Consider the following 15,802-nt stretch of genomic DNA (forward strand, 5'->3'; position numbering starts at 1 on the left):
GATTAGTGAACCTATCAGGAGAAATAATAATTGATGTAGATATTGTTAATGGGCTAAAAAAAGAATTTCAAAAAATGAAAATTACTTACATCATTTCACCAGAACACAATAAAAGACATACAGAAATAAAAAAAACGTTAGAAGATCAAGAATCTAATTTAATTGATATTATTAATTCTCACTGTTCAGCATTTAATAAAGAATTTGATGGTGTTGCTAAAGGGGATTGGACGAAAAGTGCAATGGAAGAATTAAGTCAAATAAACACCAATTTGAAAAGTATCGCTGAATAACTAGTATTAATTTAATTAAAGTGTTTTGAATATTCGGATAAGTAAAGAAGGAATAACTGTGACAATATAAATTTTTATCCATACTAAGGAACTTTTAAAGCACTGTCTTTAAAAGGTCTTTTCTATTAAAAAGAAGGCAATCAATTTGAAATCGACGGCCTTTAGAATTGCGTGGTGAAACTTTGAAATACATACAAAAGTTATATATATTTAATCTTGATAATTGTCATGATTACATTAACGGCTTGCGTATTTGGGAGTAAGAAAAACGAAATTAAAGAGAGCTTTGAAGAAAAGCTTAGTATGTATCCCATTAAAAATTTAGAAGACTTCTATGATAAAGAAGGCTTTAGAGATGGGGAATTTGATAAGAATGATAAAGGGACGTGGCTCTTAAATTCGAGAATGGTAATTAAACGTAAAACAGATGACAAGCTCATAGTTAAAGGGATGGTATTGAATATCAACAGAAACACGAGAACATCTGAGGGAAAATATTTTATAAGTTATATAGGTGAAGAGTCTTATAAAGATAACTATGAAGAAAGCTATCCGGTTAAAATGGTTAATAATAAAATTGTTCCAACCAAAGTTATTAAAGATAAAAAAATATTAGATGAAATAGAGAATTTTAAATTTTTTGTACAATATGCGAATTTTAAAGATCTAAATTCATATGGCCAAGGTCATTTTGATTACAATCCGAATGTGCTAAGTTATTCTGCAGAATATCAATTATCGAATGAGGATGAAAATGTAAAACAATTGAGAAATCAGTATGATATTCCGTCAGATAGAGCACCTAAATTGATTTTAAAGGGTGTTGGAGAATTCAAAGGATCATCTATAGGTTATAAAAATTTAGAAATAGTATTTGAGCAAAATGAGGATGAAGCTATTTATTACGGTGATACGGTAGACTATCAACCAAGTAGAGAGTGATGAAAATGTGTAAAGATGACTCCGAAATAAAAGCGGATAGTTCTAATGTAACAACTAATATTTTTAAATTCATGAAATTAAAAAATATAATACCTTTAAATGGAAATTGTATTATGAAGAAAATATCGTTAAGTATAATTTTGATTACAATAGTAATTATAAGTTCAAGTTGTGGTCTCATGAGTAATAAAAACAAGATTAAAGAGAGTTTTGAAGAAAAGCTTAGTATGTACCCTATTAAAAACTTAGCAGACTTTTATGATAAGGAAGGCTTTAGAGATTCGGAATTTGATAAGAATGATAAAGGGACATGGATAATAAAATCAAAAATGGCTATAAGAGAATCAAAAGATGATGCGCTTAAGGTCAAAGGTATGGTCTTACGTATAAATAGAAATACAAAACTAGCTGACGGAGAGTATTACACTGAAACATATAAAGAAAATGAAAAAGGAGAAGTAGAAAAAAATGAAACAAATTATCCTATTAGATTAGAAAACAATAAAATTGTTCCTTCAAAACCTATAAAAGATGAAGAAATCAGAAAAGAAATAGGCGATTTTAGATTTTTTATCCAATATGCGAATTTTAAAGATCTCAATTCATATGGCCAAGGTAATTTGGATTGTAATCCCAATGTGCCGAGTTATTCCGCTGAATATCAATTATCAAATGATGATTATAATGTAAAACAATTGAGGAAACGATATAATATTCCGACAGATAAGGCGCCAAAAATGATATTAAAGGGGATAGGTGAGTTCAAAGAGTCTTCATTAGGATATAAAAGGCTTGAAATTGAATTTGAGAAAAATAAAGAAAAGAGTATCTACTTTACAGATACTGTTAGTTATAAATCTAGTAGGAATGTATATAAATGAGAAAAGAAGAATTCAAACTCAGTGCTAATAAAATAAATGATAAATCCGTGCCAATGAAAAATTTTTGTAAAGATGAAAATAAAGTGACAAGTTTATCTTGTCAATATGAGAAATACCACTCAGTACGCACCTTCAAGAAGCTATTTTTAAGCATTATGTTAATTATTATAATGATAGTTAGCTCAAGTTGTGGGTTTATAGATAATGAAAATAGTGAAGAAACACGTTCTGAAAAAAAGATTAAACAAAGTTTTAATAAATCATTAGAAATGTACCCTATTAAAAATTTAGAAGATTTCTATGATAAAGAAGGCCTTAGAGATGCTGAATTTAAAAAGAATGATAAAGGGACATGGAATTTGTATTCATCAATGGCCATTAAACGTAATCATTATGATAATTATACAATTAAAGGCATGTTATTGACTATAAACAGAAACACTAGGAAGTCTGAAGGAGAATATTTTGTTATAAACAAATATGAAGATAAAAAAGGTGTAATTAGAGATAGAGAAAAGAACTATCCAGTTACATTAACAAATAATAAAATAATCCCTAAAAAACCTATTGAAGATGAAAAAATTAGAAGGGAAATAGAAGATTTTAGATTTTTTGTGCAATATGCGAATTTTAAAGATTTAGATTTATATAGTTCAGGTGATTTTGACTACAATCCGAATGTACCAAGTTATTCTGCAGAATATCAATTAACGAATGATGATTATAACGTAAAACAATTGAGAAAAAGGTATGATATTCCAACAGATAAAGCACCTAAATTGATTTTAAAGGGTGTTGGAGAATTTAAGAGATCTTCTATAGGATATAAAAATCTAGAGATAAATTTTGAAGATAAGAATGGAAGAAGAATTCATTTCGCAGATAGTATTGATTTAAAGCCTAGTGAGGATGGGGATTAATGTCTAAACAGAAGTGTGAAATTATCATTACTAAAATGGCCGATAAAAGTAAAAAGTTTAATAAATTTTATGGAAACGTCGTTATGAAGAAAATATCTTTAAGTATGGTTTTGATTTTATTAATAGTGGCTCTTTCAAGTTGTGGCTTTATAGATAATGAAAATAGTGAAGAAACACGTTCCGAAAAAAAGATTAAACAAAGCTTCAATAAATCATTAGAAATGTATCAGATTAAAAATCTGGAAGACTTCTATGATATGGAAGGTTTTCGAGATGGAGAATTCAATAAGAATGACAAAGGGACCTGGGTCTTATATTCGGGAATGTCTATACAACGAAATAAAGGTGATGCATTAATTAGAAAAGCCATGGTGTTACATATAAATAGGAATAGTAGACAGTCTTCGGGAGAATATATTATTGCAAAAGTTAGAAAGAATAATAAAGGTAATTTAGAGAGTAATGAAGAAAAATATCCGGTAGTTTTGATAAATAATAAAATTGTACCTAAAGAAGATATTAAAGATGAAAATATCAAAAAGGAGATAGAAGACTTTAGATTCTTTGTACAATATGCGAATTTTAATGATCTAAATTCATATGGCCAAGGTCATTTTGATTATAATCCCAATGTGCCAAGTTATTCAGCTGAATATCAATTATCAAATAATGATTATAATGTAAAACAATTGAGGAAGCGATATGACATTCCAACGAATAAGGCTCCTAAATTGATATTAGATGGGAAAGGTAAAATTGAAAGTTCAACGGTTGGATATAAGAGGGTTCAAGTTGAGTTTGAAGAGAATGAAGAATCGAGTATATTCTATACTGATTTAACTGATTTTAAACCCAGTGAGGATGTGAATTAATGTCTAAACAGAAATATAAAATTAGTATTACTAAAATAATCAATAAAGTTGAATCATTTTATGAATCCTATGTGAATGTCAGAGGGGTTATGAAAAAAATATACCTAGGTATGAGTTTAATCATAATAATGATTTTTAGTTCAAGTTGTGGTCTTATGAGTAATAAAAACGAGATTAAAGAGAGCTTTGAAGAAAAGCTTAGTATGTATCCAATTAAAAACTTGGAAGACTTCTATGATAAAGAAGGCTTTAGAGATGGGGAATTTGATAAGAATGATAAAGGGACTTGGGTATTAAATTCTGAAATGGCAATACAAACTAATGGAGATGAAGATTTAATATCTAAAGGAATGGTATTACGTATTAATAGAAATACAAGGCAAGCAGAAGGAGAATATTTTATTAGCCGCTTTAGGAATAGTAGACATAAAGAGGAAAAATATCCGGTGAAAATGGTAAATAATAAAATTATTCCTGCAGAATCTATAGAAAATAAAAAAGTTGAAAAAGAAATAGAAAACTTTAGATTCTTTGTACAATATGCGAATTTTAAAGATTTAAATTCATATGGCCAAGGTCATTTTGATTATAATCCGAATGTACCGAGCTATTCAGCAGAATATCAATTATCAAATGATGATTATAATGTAAAACAATTGAGGAAGCGTTATGACATCCCATCTAAACACGCACCAAAACTATTACTAAAAGGTACAGGTGAATTCAAAGGATCATCTATCGGATATCAGGATCTTGAAATTCAGTTTGAAGAAAGTAAAAATAGAAATATTTTTTTTAATGATTTTGTAAATTTTCAACCAAGTAAGGATTAAAAGTGATGCTTAAAGAAGAATATAGAATAAAATCTAATAATATAAAATCAGTAACTGAAGAAACAAGTGCAATATCTCTATTAGCTATGAGATTGAAAATGCAAATTATCATACATAAGGTAAAGACATCAATATACATTGATAGTATGACAATCAAACATAAACCCAAAGTATGTAAAATCCCTTTCAATAAACGATGATTGAGAGGGATTTTTGGTGTATAGAAATGGATGAAGAAGTTAAACAAGAAAAATTAAAACATGAAATGCCTTTATAAATAAGTACTTATAAAGCTTAAAATTAATGAAAAAATATATGGATTGCACAATCAATTTTTAGTATTATTAGAGTGTAATGAATATTTTAGTTTAATAAGAAACATCAGAATATTCGACCGCATCTAAAAATTAAATAAATGTATACAAAGAAATACTTTAGTATAAAAGGTTCAACGACACAACGTAAGACACGGGGGTAACTATGATACATATAAAAAAAATAAGTCTATGTATTACTTTAGTAGTAATTACAATAATGATGGGAGGATGTGGTTTAATGAGTAAAAAGAACGAAATTAAAGAGAGCTTTGAAGAAAAGCTTAGTATGTATCCTATTAAAAACTTAGAAGACTTCTACGACAAAGAGGGCTTTAGGGATGAGGGGTTTGATAAGAATGATAAAGGGACATGGTATTTATATTCCCTAATGGCAATACAAACTAGTGGAGATGAAGATTTAACATTCAAAGGAATACTACTACGTATTAATAGAAACACAAGAACGTCGGAGGGAGAATATATCATTAGAACTACAGGAAATAATAAAAGTGAGAAGAAATATCCTGTTAAAATGGTGAACAATCATATTACCCCAAAAGAACCGATAAAAGATAAGAAGGTACTAAAAGAGATAGAAGATTTTAGATTTTTTGTACAATATGCAAATTTTAAAGATTTAAATTCCTACGGCCAAGGTGATTTTGATTATAACCCAAATGTGCCGAGTTATTCAGCAGAATATCAATTATCAAATGATGATTATAATGTTAAACAATTGAGGAAGCGTTATGACATACCTTCTAAACACGCACCAAAACTGTTACTCAAAGGTATAGGTGAATTCAAGGGATCTTCTATAGGGTATCAGCAACTTAAAATACAATTTGAAGCTAGAAAAAATAGAAAAATTTATTTTAATGATTTAGTAAACTTACAACCAAGCAGGGATTAAAATGAGTGAATATGAATATAAAATTACATCGTCTAATATAAAAGGCAAAACTGAAGAAACAAGTGCAATTTCTCTTATTAGCTATGAGATTGAAAATGCAAATTATAACAAATTAAATACAAATAAAATAAAAAACAAAATAAATAAAATTAAAGATTCAAAGCACTTCCCTACTAATCTTGAATAATTGATGCGATTTTATGACCTCTTTCTATCCAATTACTGTTTAACTTTATGAATCATCTAGTTTATATCAAGAGACTCATTTGTAGAATTTTTTAGATAGTAACGATGCGTTAACACGATTTGTATGATGAGAAATCCTGCGTTGATTGTCCAATATAAACCTAATGCCTGGTATAACACAAGGCATCCCTCTTTCATCTACCTTTTATTAAATTTCTCAAATTCTTTCTCTATGATTTATTGTCATTTCCGTCTATAATGTGAATGAGTCAAATTAGAAAGGTGAAGTTTATGAAAAAGGTGAGAAACAAACATTGGCATAGTCGTAACTTGTTAAACCGTTCTTTTAAAGTGTCCAGTGCTGTATTGGTTATCTCAACGGGCTTGATGGGTAATCATATTTCTCCCAATGTGAATGCACAAAATGTTACACATGTGAATCAACAACCATCTCTGGAAACATATATTCGACAACGTCAAGCTGAAGTGAAGCAGTGGCGCACGTTAACCGATCAACAAAAATCGCAATTGACATCAGAGTTGAGTCAGGCGAAAAGTATTGATGCGATTGATCGTTTATTAAATGAGGTTAAGTCAACTTCGACGCAAAATACCCGTCAATTAGAAGAGGCACGTGTGATACGTGAACAATTGAACAACAATATGGACCGTTTTTTTGCAGAACTCAATCACTCAGGTAATAAAGTTGAGGGGGGTAAACTAAATGATGTGAACCTCGATACTACGACATCTGCACGTCATTTGCTAGATGAATTGAATCAAAAAGATCCTAAAAGCAGTGATATTAAAACAGATATTCAACAATTGTTAGCATTACCGAATAGGACCGCAGCACTTGATAATTATGTCTCAACGAAGGAAGAGACTTTACAAGCTTTTGAGGCAAAACTTGCGCAACAATCGAATTTATCAGAGGAGCGTAAAGCGTTATTGTCAAAAGAAATTGATGCGATAAAACATCAATTAAATACGCAAAATGATCTCGTGCTCAAGCGATTGAAGTCAACCGACCATAAATCACAAGCGGTGACGTCTTTAATCAGACAAACGTTTAATGACAAAGAAGCGGACGCGATTTTAAAACGTGTTCAAATGAAAGGGAAGACGGATGCGCAAATCGCAAACCAGTTGGTCAGTGAGTTTGATCGCTTATCGGCACGTTCTAGTGATGATGTATTACGGGCGATGTTTGACCATACGTCAGGACGTCAAGAGTTGCTTGAGGCGTTGCTTTCTACACGTTACGATTCAATCGAAGCGACTAAAATAGCGTCTGACATTTTAAAAGGACATCCGAATAGCGCGCAAATTGTAAATCGTTTAAAACAACGCTACGGACCACACATGACAGGCGATGACATTTTAGAAAATGTGTTAGATCAAGCGCATGATAAACGTCAAGCCCTTGAAACGATACTCGGGTCACAGTTTAATGACGACACAGCACGTGCGCTTGCACAACGTATTGCGGATAAGACAGATTCTCGTACAGCGCTGTTAAAACAATTAAAGTCTGATGCGGATGGACGTCTTAATGATATCATTAAAGCGAAAAATGACCTTGACCGCATAAAAGTACAAATCGATAAAATGATAGGATTTTTAAAAGGCATGGATGGCGTTTTAAATGACCATTTACGCGGAGGGCAGTCTCACCTGTTAAATCCCTTTGGTTTATTTGACCGTGCGTTGAGCGGTAAAAGTATTTTAGACCGTATTCCTGACATTCCGAATCCCAAACAAGGTCGTGCATTGTCACTCATTGAGCCCTCAGACGACTTTTTAAGTGGTTTGTTTGACCATGAAGGTAATTTTGATTTACCTGCTGCGGGTCAAGTGGCGAAACAAACGCTATTGCCATTAGGGATAGTGCTCGTCATTATAGGTGGTTTTATCATTTGGATTACTCACCGCCGTAAATCTAAAAAGAATAAAGACTCCAGAGCGTAATGCGGTGCTTCTGGAGTCTTTTTAATGTTTATTTACCTTTAATGTATGTTAAAGATTCTGCATCGGATGCATCAATGGTGCGGTAAGAAATCACACCCAATCCTTTAACATTGGATTCTGAAATGACGATAGAACCGTCTGAATTGACTTTTTCAACGAAAGCCACGTGTCCATAGTATGCATCAGCGCCAAGTTGACCAGGTTCGAAGACGACAGCGCTGTGTTCAGATGGAATGGAACGGACACTGTAACCATCATTGGCCGCGTGTTGATCCCAATCGCGGGCATCACCTAAATGACTACCGATATGAAGACCAAATTGCGCCATACGGTTGTAAACATACCATGTACATTGTCCTTGAGGGTACGCTGCGTGACTAGCAGTTTCAGTAAATGGTTTGAAATCTGAAGATGAAGCCTCACGAATTGGTGTAAAGTTGGACAAATTAGGCATGGAAGTATGATCAAATTGTGTTAAGTTGTAATGTTTAATAATACTATTTAACTTATCTGCATAATGCGAATCTGTCGCGTAAGTTGTCGCAAGATGTGCTGTGGCATCTTTATAAGTTGCAGCGTCACTTTTCCAAGCTGGTTTGTAGATGTATGGATTTCCATCAATGCCGTTTTTAATTAAATCTGCGTAGTCCTGAAGGGAAGCTTTTTCATCTGGATAGCTCCGGAAAGATGCTGAAATTTGATATAATGCATCTCCGTTATCTTCTAACGTATTAAATGTAGCCGAGTGCCCGTGATATGCACCTTTAATCCCAAACAAGTTGTAGTGAGGCGCACGTGCCAATGCGCTGTTACCTGAATCTGATTCTAATATGGCTTGAGCAATCATCACAGATGCGTAAATATTTTCTTTCTGTCCGATATTATGCGCATCTTTTGCGATGGATTTAATAAATGCACGTGTATCTTTATTTTCTGTAACGATGTAAGCGTTAGACGCAGATGAAGCGTCTGAAGTATCAGGTAATGTCTCGAATGTTGCTCTTGATCTGAAGTTGGATGCTTTCACACCGTCTTCAAAGGATTGTTTTGGTGTTTCACTATGTTTGATTTCTTTTTCAGACGGTAACTGTGTATTCGTTTCGTTTGAATGTTTAGGTGAGTTGCCTTTTTTAGCGTCCACTTGGGTTGTCTTTGTATCAGGTGTCGTTTTCTTATCTTTGCCATAGGCATCGATGAGCGCATCGTCAATGTGGTTATTGGCCGTTGATGATGTCTCATTGTTTTCAGCATCTTGACCTTCAATATGTTTGTCTTCTGAAGTTGGTGCTTCATTAGAAGTCGTGTCATCGTGCTTGCTATCAGGCGTTTCTGAAGATGTGTCCTTATCACTCGGTTGGTTAGACTGAATCTTATCCGTAATGTTGTCGAGTTCATTCGCTACTGCTTGGTCTCCTTCAGAGAGATGACTGTTATCTCTTGATGGTTCAGTTGTTGCTTCTGACGTAGATGCATTATGTTCTGATGAAGGCGCCTCTGTTGTTGTCGTTTCATTCGTAGTAGGATCAACGTCTGAATGCGTAGTTGATGGTGTTGTTTGTGACAGGTTAGCGTCGTTTTCTGATGTGTTAGCGTCTTTAGAAATCGTATTTGAAGGTGGGTCTAAAGTGAGCCAATTGTCCCAAAAGTGCGTCGAATGTTCTATTGTAGGGTTGAATATGCCTAAAGGATGATTCAACGTATTTATCCATGATGGTAATGATGACGAAGGTGTCGTCTTTTTAGTTTTTTCTTTTTTAGTTTGAGACGATGTTTGTTGTTTCTCCGCCTTTTCTTTCTCATCTTTAGGCGTTTCATCATTTCCATTTTTATCGATAGACGTCTCTGAAGAGGTGCCTTCTAATGTCGATGTTTCAGATGACGTTTTATCAGTTGCTGCATGAATCGTACTGACAGAGTATGAAGGAAATACTAGCGTAGTTGAAAGCATACAGATAAGTAATTTATGTGACTTCATAGCGCTACCTCTCTTTAAAATTTAATCTTTATCTATGTACAAGTGATGGTTGAAATTGTTAAAATGTGAATACTTGCCAATAAGGTTGATGAACATCAACCTTATTTACTAAACAACGTAACGAGACCATTATATCAATTTATTAGAAATATACAAATGATAATTTGAATAATATGCATAAGAAATATAGAATAAGCTTGAGGTGCAAAATGAAAAATGCGATAAAATTATTTAAGATGGATTTGAAAAAAATAGTTAAAGCACCAGCAGTGTTCGTCATTCTTGCAGGGCTCGCACTTCTCCCTTCTTTTTATGCATGGTTTAACTTAGACGCCAACTGGGATCCTTATGGAAATACAAAAAATATTAAAGTTGCGGTCGTTAATGAGGACGAAGGAGATAAAGTGAGAGGCAAATCGTTGAATGTAGGCGATACTGTGGTGGAACAATTGAAAAAGGATGACCATTTCGATTGGGAGTTCGTCAGTCGTGAAAAAGCGGATCACGATTTACGAATGGGTAAATACTATGCGGCGATATACATACCTAAGGCGTTCACCCATCAAATTACCGGTACTCTTCGTAAAAAACCGGAACGTGCGAACATCGAATATAAAGTCAACCAAAAATTAAATGCGATTGCGCCAAAAATGACGAATGCAGGGACAAGTGCGATTGTTCAAAAAGCGAATGATAAATTTAATGAAACTGTGACGAAAGCATTGTTAAAAGAAGCCAATCGTTTAGGTATTAAGTTAGAAAACGAAATACCAACCATTAATAAAATTAAAGAAGCCGTTGAGACAGCTAATAATGCTGTGCCGAAAGTAAATGAAGTTGCTAAAAAGATTTTATATTTAGACGAACATCAAAATGAAATCGATCAAAAAGCGAATGAATTTAGAAATTTAGGGCGTTATAAAGGTGACGTTTTAGATGCGGTCGATAAATTGAATCAGGTGAACAATGCGGTGCCAGCCCTCAATGAGCGGGCCAAATTGATTCTTGCTTTGAATGCGTATATGCCGAACATTAAGCAAGCATTGAATGTTGCGGCAAATGATGTGCCACAAGCATTTCCGAAAATTAATCGTGGTGTCGATATAGCGAGTCAAGGCGTTGACCAAGGTTTACAAGGTTTAAATGAAGCAGAGCGCTTTTTAAATGATATTGATCAACGTGTGGGGCATGTCAACAATCAACGACAAAACACGCCACAAGCAAACACGCAAAAGCATATTCAAACAGCACCACAAAGTGCGCCAATGAATCGTGGGCATATTCAAACGACTCAGTTGAGTACGGCCGGTCAAACGCCTTCAAATGGGGTTTATGATGCCAATGACACGAATGCGATGGCTTCGGCGTTGTCACAAGCATTATTATCGATGTCGAATCAAGCGGATCAACAAGTACAAAGTAGCCAACAAGATATCAAAGCATTAGAAAATGTGTTGTATGGTGTCATGGCGTCAAACCAACCGAAAGATTTTGTACCAACGTTAGACCATTTAAAATCGAGATTAGAACTTACAAGCAAATCCAATCAACAATTGATCGATACGTTAACAGAGCTTGAAAATAAAGAAGGCGTAGACCTTTCTTCAGAAATTAAAACGTTAGAAGCAACAAACAACAATGTGAATAACACAATTAAGAAAATCAATCAACTAAGCACGGCATTATCAAATGGCAGTTCGGGTAAGGCTGAAGCTATAGATTTATTGAAACAATTATCAAAAGTGAATGCGAGTTTAGAAGAATTAAGTCAATTCATCCAACAAGACTTAAATCAAAAATTGTCTGACGTGGCTCAAACAATCATTGCATCTTTAAATAATGGACATATCTCGCTATCCACACTGCAATCCAAATTAAACACGATTCATCAAATCATAGATAATGGTCAGTCAATTTTACAAAATGCGAAGTCTCGATTAAATGTGATTCAAAGTGAATTGCCACTCATCGAACAACGTTATATTGACGCGATGTCCATCGCACAACGCTATTTCCCACAACTTGAAAACGATGTTGCGAAAGCTGCCGCGTTTGTAAGAAATGACTTGCCAGCATTAGAACAGCGTTTAGCAGATACAACGGCAACGGTGAATCAAAATGTACCGAATTTATTTAGTCGTTATGATCAACTCGTCCGTTTACTCAATGAAAACCAACCACAAGCGAAACGAGACTTACACCAACTGGCTGAATTTATACGCAACGATTTGCCAGGCGTTGAAAAGGATTTAGCGAAAGCGGACAAATTATTTAAAGAAATTGATAAAGACGATACAGTAAATAAATTAGTGGACTTATTGAAAAATGATTTGAAAAAACAGGCGGATGTGATTGCGAATCCGATAAAAATTAACCAAGAAGATATCTTCCCAGTGAAAGATTATGGTTCTGCAAGTACGCCATTCTATACAGCGCTTGCGGTATGGGTGGGGGCACTCTTAATGGTTAGTTTATTAACAACAGATAATAAACATAAAGCGTTAGACTACTTGTCGAAACGTGAAATTTATTTAGGGAAACTCGGCCTGTTTTATATTATTGGCATCATTCAAGCATTGATAGTCTCTATAGGAGACATAGTGATATTACATGCGCAAGTTGAAAGTGTACCATGGTTTATAGGGATTACAGTGTTATCTTCGTTAGTGTTTGTGACGATTGTATACACGCTTGTGTCACTACTTGGTAACCCAGGTAAAGCATTAGCTATTATATTATTGGTTTTACAAATTGCCGGTGGTGGAGGTACATTCCCAATTGAAGTCACACCAGAATTTTTCCAAAAACTGCATCCATTTATCCCATTCTCATATGCTATTGACGCATTAAGGGAAGCAGTAGGCGGCTATGTCCCAGTGATATTAACACGCAAAATCGTTACCTTGATTGCATTTGGTGTCGGATCCTTAATTGTAGGTATTATTTTAAAACCGATTACTGACCCAATAATGCGAAAAATTGCAGCACGCGCTGAAAAAAGTGACGTGATGGAATAACATGAAGCCTTATAACGTTGAACGTGGATTCAATGTTATAAGGCTTTTGTATGTATTAAATTGATTTAAGGTGTGTAGTACGTACGCGATCAATCAGTGTCACGATGTCTGTTTTCAGGTTCTCAATTGTACGCGTTGTATCGTTTTGGTTACTCCAGTTGAGCATAATACTAATAAGACCACCAGCAATAAAATGATTGAATACGTCGGTGTCAATGTCTAACCGTTTTCCAGAGAGGAGCTCTGCATGGGTTTGTTGCCGGACGGCTAAATACACTTGTTTATAAATAATAGATGTGACTTCATCATGCATATAATGAGAGATGACATGGCGTAATATGACTTGATTGTCGTAAACATATGTTAATAAATTATCGATATATTGTTCTAGACGTAACGTCGCATTGTCGCTACGTATCGCGGACACGTGTTCTTGAGTAATGCGCGTGAGGGCGTGCTCTGTTGCACAAGCGAGGAGATGATATTTGTCTTTATAATGTCTATAAAAAGTTGAACGCTGTACGAGTGCGCGATCACATAAATCTTGAACAGTAATACGGTCGAATGCTTTAGTTTTTAAAAGTTCAGTAAATGCATGCATGAATGCTTTTTGGGTTTTGAGTACACGTAAGTCTTGTTTATTCATCGTTTAACCCCCGTTTATCGAACATTTATAAAGATGTGTCGCTTATGCGACAAAAGTGCTGAATTGACGCCCAACTCTATTTCACAAGGCGTTACAATCTAATGTGAAAGGACGATACAGTCATTATTATCGTATTTTTGAGTGAAAAAAGGAAGTGTTAACAATGTATTATAGTAAAGGTAATTACGAAGCATTTGCGCGACCTAAGAAGCCAGAAAATGTTGAAAAGAAATCCGCATACCTTGTCGGCTCAGGGCTTGCTTCACTCGCAGCAGCCTGTTTTTTAATTCGTGATGGACAAATGGAAGGAACACAAATCCATATTTTAGAAGAAATGTCTAAGCCAGGCGGCAGTCTAGATGGGGATTATTTGCCAGTCAAAGGATATGTCGTTCGTGGTGGACGAGAAATGGAAAATCATTTTGAATGTTTGTGGGATTTATTCAGATCGATTCCTTCTCTAGAGGTTAAAGGTGCATCAGTGTTAGATGAATTTTATTGGTTAAACAAGGAAGATCCTAATTATTCTCGATGTCGTGTCATCGAAAAGAGAGGGCAGCGTTTGGCCACGGATGGTGATTTTACGTTAACACCGACAGCATTGAAAGAAATCGTTAAATTATGTTTAACAAATGAAGCGGATTTAGATGATGTAAGCATTACAGAGGTATTTTCTAAAGGTTTTTTTGACTCGAATTTTTGGATTTATTGGAAAACGATGTTTGCGTTTGAACCGTGGCATTCAGCTATGGAAATGCGCCGTTATTTATTACGTTTTATACATCATATTAATGGATTAGCAGATTTCAGTTCACTAAAATTTACGAAATATAATCAATATGAGTCGTTGGTGATGCCGATGATTCATTATTTAAGAGCACATCAAGTGCAGTTTGACTATAATGTGGAAGTTGAAGATATTAAGGTTGATGTAACCACTTCTCAAAAAGTCGCAAGGGAATTACTTATTAAACGTGATGGTCAGCGTGAAACACTGAAGTTAACGCCGGATGATCTCGTTTTTGTGACAAATGGTAGTATTACAGAAAGTTCTACGTATGGAGATAATTTTACACCAGCACCTCCTTCACATGAATTGGGGGGGAGTTGGAAATTATGGCAGAATCTGGCTAAACAAAGCCCTGAATTTGGGAATCCAGAGAAATTTTTCAAAAATATCCCTCCAAAAAGTTGGTTCGTTTCGGCGACTGCAACGACGAATCATGAAAAGGTAATACGTCAAATCGAAACATTGTGTAAACGTGATCCGCTAGCAGGTAAAACGGTCACAGGAGGGATTATAACTGTACACGACTCTTCATGGCAATTAAGTTTTACGGTCAACCGACAACAACAATTTAAATCACAGCCTGAAGATCAAGTGAGTACTTGGATTTACGCATTATATTCAGACGTGAAAGGCGATTATATTAAAAAGCCCATCACAGAATGTAGTGGTCATGAAATATGCCAAGAATGGTTGTATCATATGGGAATGCCTGAAGATCAAATTGAGCAACTCGCAAAAGATGAAATTAACACAATCCCTGTTTACATGCCATATATTACAGCTTACTTTATGCCACGCGCATTAGGTGATCGTCCACGTGTAGTACCACATCAATCTCGTAACCTTGCATTTATTGGTAATTTTGCTGAAACAGAACGCGACACAGTATTTACGACGGAGTATTCAGTGAGAACCGCTATGGAAGCTGTGTATCAACTGTTAAACATTGACAGAGGTGTACCTGAAACGATTGGCACAGAATTCGACGTTCGAGAATTGATGAAGGCCATGTATCACCTAAATGATCGTAAAGGACTCTCAGAAATAACGAAAACGAACAAAGTTCAGCGGACGCTTTTCAAAGGGATAAAACGCAAAATCAAAGGCACTTATATCGAAACATTACTTAAAACGTATCATTTATTATAAATGATGCAACATAAAAAGGACACGCGCCTATCCGAATGAGATAGGACGTGTCCTTTTCTTAATGTCATTTAACCGCTCCGCTCAATAACATTAATGA

General features: G+C 34.5%; 13 protein-coding genes. 11 read left to right on the plus strand and 2 right to left on the minus strand.

The genetic code is table 11. The features are described 5' to 3' along the window. Positions 1 to 5 precede the first annotated feature (5 nt). The 9 genes from SHYC_RS00555 to SHYC_RS00600 all read left to right on the plus strand — a co-directional run bounded on the left by SHYC_RS00555 (position 6) and on the right by SHYC_RS00600 (position 8,128). Positions 6 to 293, plus strand: coding sequence for a hypothetical protein (locus SHYC_RS00555; RefSeq protein ID WP_039643564.1), 288 nt, complete (start codon positions 6 to 8; stop codon positions 291 to 293). A gap of 204 nt (positions 294 to 497) precedes the next feature. After that, positions 498 to 1,235, plus strand: a complete 738-nt coding sequence (locus tag SHYC_RS00560) for a tandem-type lipoprotein (RefSeq protein ID WP_257214150.1) — start codon at positions 498 to 500, stop codon at positions 1,233 to 1,235. 71 nt (positions 1,236 to 1,306) lie between these two features. Then, positions 1,307 to 2,116, plus strand: coding sequence for a tandem-type lipoprotein (locus tag SHYC_RS00565; RefSeq protein ID WP_269459136.1), 810 nt, complete (start codon positions 1,307 to 1,309; stop codon positions 2,114 to 2,116). Then, entirely contained in the window at positions 2,113 to 3,036 is a 924-nt protein-coding gene (locus SHYC_RS00570; protein WP_257214149.1) for a tandem-type lipoprotein, read from the plus strand. Before SHYC_RS00565 ends, SHYC_RS00570 begins: the two co-directional genes overlap by 4 nt. A gap of 83 nt (positions 3,037 to 3,119) precedes the next feature. After that, positions 3,120 to 3,908, plus strand: coding sequence for a tandem-type lipoprotein (locus SHYC_RS00575; RefSeq protein ID WP_039647428.1), 789 nt, complete (start codon positions 3,120 to 3,122; stop codon positions 3,906 to 3,908). An 89-nt stretch (positions 3,909 to 3,997) separates the two neighbouring features. Continuing rightward, complete coding sequence (locus SHYC_RS00580; RefSeq protein ID WP_039647429.1) at positions 3,998 to 4,741, plus strand: tandem-type lipoprotein; 744 nt, start codon at positions 3,998 to 4,000, stop codon at positions 4,739 to 4,741. A 480-nt stretch (positions 4,742 to 5,221) separates the two neighbouring features. Continuing rightward, on the plus strand, positions 5,222 to 5,971 hold the full coding sequence (locus tag SHYC_RS00590) for a tandem-type lipoprotein (protein WP_039643568.1): 750 nt from the start codon (positions 5,222 to 5,224) through the stop codon (positions 5,969 to 5,971). A gap of 1 nt (position 5,972) precedes the next feature. Continuing rightward, positions 5,973 to 6,158 (plus strand): hypothetical protein, encoded by a 186-nt coding sequence (locus tag SHYC_RS00595; protein WP_039643570.1) that lies wholly within the window; start codon positions 5,973 to 5,975, stop codon positions 6,156 to 6,158. A gap of 290 nt (positions 6,159 to 6,448) precedes the next feature. Beyond that, positions 6,449 to 8,128, plus strand: coding sequence for a coiled-coil domain-containing protein (locus SHYC_RS00600; RefSeq protein ID WP_052257760.1), 1,680 nt, complete (start codon positions 6,449 to 6,451; stop codon positions 8,126 to 8,128). A 28-nt stretch (positions 8,129 to 8,156) separates the two neighbouring features. On the opposite strand, the gene SHYC_RS00605 is transcribed toward SHYC_RS00600, so the two are convergent. Then, the gene (locus tag SHYC_RS00605; RefSeq protein ID WP_039643572.1) at positions 8,157 to 10,103 is read right to left on the minus strand and encodes an amidase domain-containing protein; all 1,947 of its coding nucleotides are present in this window, start codon (positions 10,101 to 10,103) and stop codon (positions 8,157 to 8,159) included. Between the two features lie 209 nt (positions 10,104 to 10,312). Between SHYC_RS00605 and SHYC_RS00610 the strand changes: the two genes are divergently transcribed. Then, positions 10,313 to 13,120 carry a YhgE/Pip domain-containing protein gene (locus SHYC_RS00610; protein ID WP_039643573.1) on the plus strand — a complete coding sequence of 936 codons (2,808 nt, stop codon included), beginning with the start codon at positions 10,313 to 10,315 and terminating at the stop codon, positions 13,118 to 13,120. Positions 13,121 to 13,175: 55 nt separating this feature from the next. Here SHYC_RS00610 and SHYC_RS00615 read toward each other — a convergent pair whose 3' ends face one another. Further along, positions 13,176 to 13,766 (minus strand): TetR/AcrR family transcriptional regulator, encoded by a 591-nt coding sequence (locus SHYC_RS00615; RefSeq protein WP_039643575.1) that lies wholly within the window; start codon positions 13,764 to 13,766, stop codon positions 13,176 to 13,178. A 163-nt stretch (positions 13,767 to 13,929) separates the two neighbouring features. Here SHYC_RS00615 and SHYC_RS00620 point away from each other — a divergent pair, with 163 nt between their 5' ends. After that, positions 13,930 to 15,705: an oleate hydratase gene (locus SHYC_RS00620; RefSeq protein WP_039643577.1), complete on the plus strand. Its 1,776-nt coding sequence runs from the start codon at positions 13,930 to 13,932 to the stop codon at positions 15,703 to 15,705. The last annotated feature ends 97 nt before the right edge of the window (positions 15,706 to 15,802 follow it).

Source organism: Staphylococcus hyicus (genome assembly GCF_000816085.1).
Lineage (GTDB): Bacteria > Bacillota > Bacilli > Staphylococcales > Staphylococcaceae > Staphylococcus > Staphylococcus hyicus.

Bases quoted from the DNA above. Each gene is read 5' to 3' on its own strand.
- SHYC_RS00565 (WP_269459136.1), top strand. From the start codon at position 1,307: ATGAAATTAAAAAATATAATACCTTTAAATGGAAATTGTATTATGAAG.
- SHYC_RS00570 (WP_257214149.1), top strand. From the start codon at position 2,113: ATGAGAAAAGAAGAATTCAAACTCAGTGCTAATAAAATAAATGATAAA.
- SHYC_RS00575 (WP_039647428.1), top strand. From the start codon at position 3,120: ATGAAGAAAATATCTTTAAGTATGGTTTTGATTTTATTAATAGTGGCT.
- SHYC_RS00580 (WP_039647429.1), top strand. From the start codon at position 3,998: ATGAAAAAAATATACCTAGGTATGAGTTTAATCATAATAATGATTTTT.
- SHYC_RS00590 (WP_039643568.1), top strand. From the start codon at position 5,222: ATGATACATATAAAAAAAATAAGTCTATGTATTACTTTAGTAGTAATT.
- SHYC_RS00595 (WP_039643570.1), top strand. From the start codon at position 5,973: ATGAGTGAATATGAATATAAAATTACATCGTCTAATATAAAAGGCAAA.
- SHYC_RS00600 (WP_052257760.1), top strand. From the start codon at position 6,449: ATGAAAAAGGTGAGAAACAAACATTGGCATAGTCGTAACTTGTTAAAC.
- SHYC_RS00605 (WP_039643572.1), bottom strand. From the start codon at position 10,103: ATGAAGTCACATAAATTACTTATCTGTATGCTTTCAACTACGCTAGTA.
- SHYC_RS00610 (WP_039643573.1), top strand. From the start codon at position 10,313: ATGAAAAATGCGATAAAATTATTTAAGATGGATTTGAAAAAAATAGTT.
- SHYC_RS00615 (WP_039643575.1), bottom strand. From the start codon at position 13,766: ATGAATAAACAAGACTTACGTGTACTCAAAACCCAAAAAGCATTCATG.
- SHYC_RS00620 (WP_039643577.1), top strand. From the start codon at position 13,930: ATGTATTATAGTAAAGGTAATTACGAAGCATTTGCGCGACCTAAGAAG.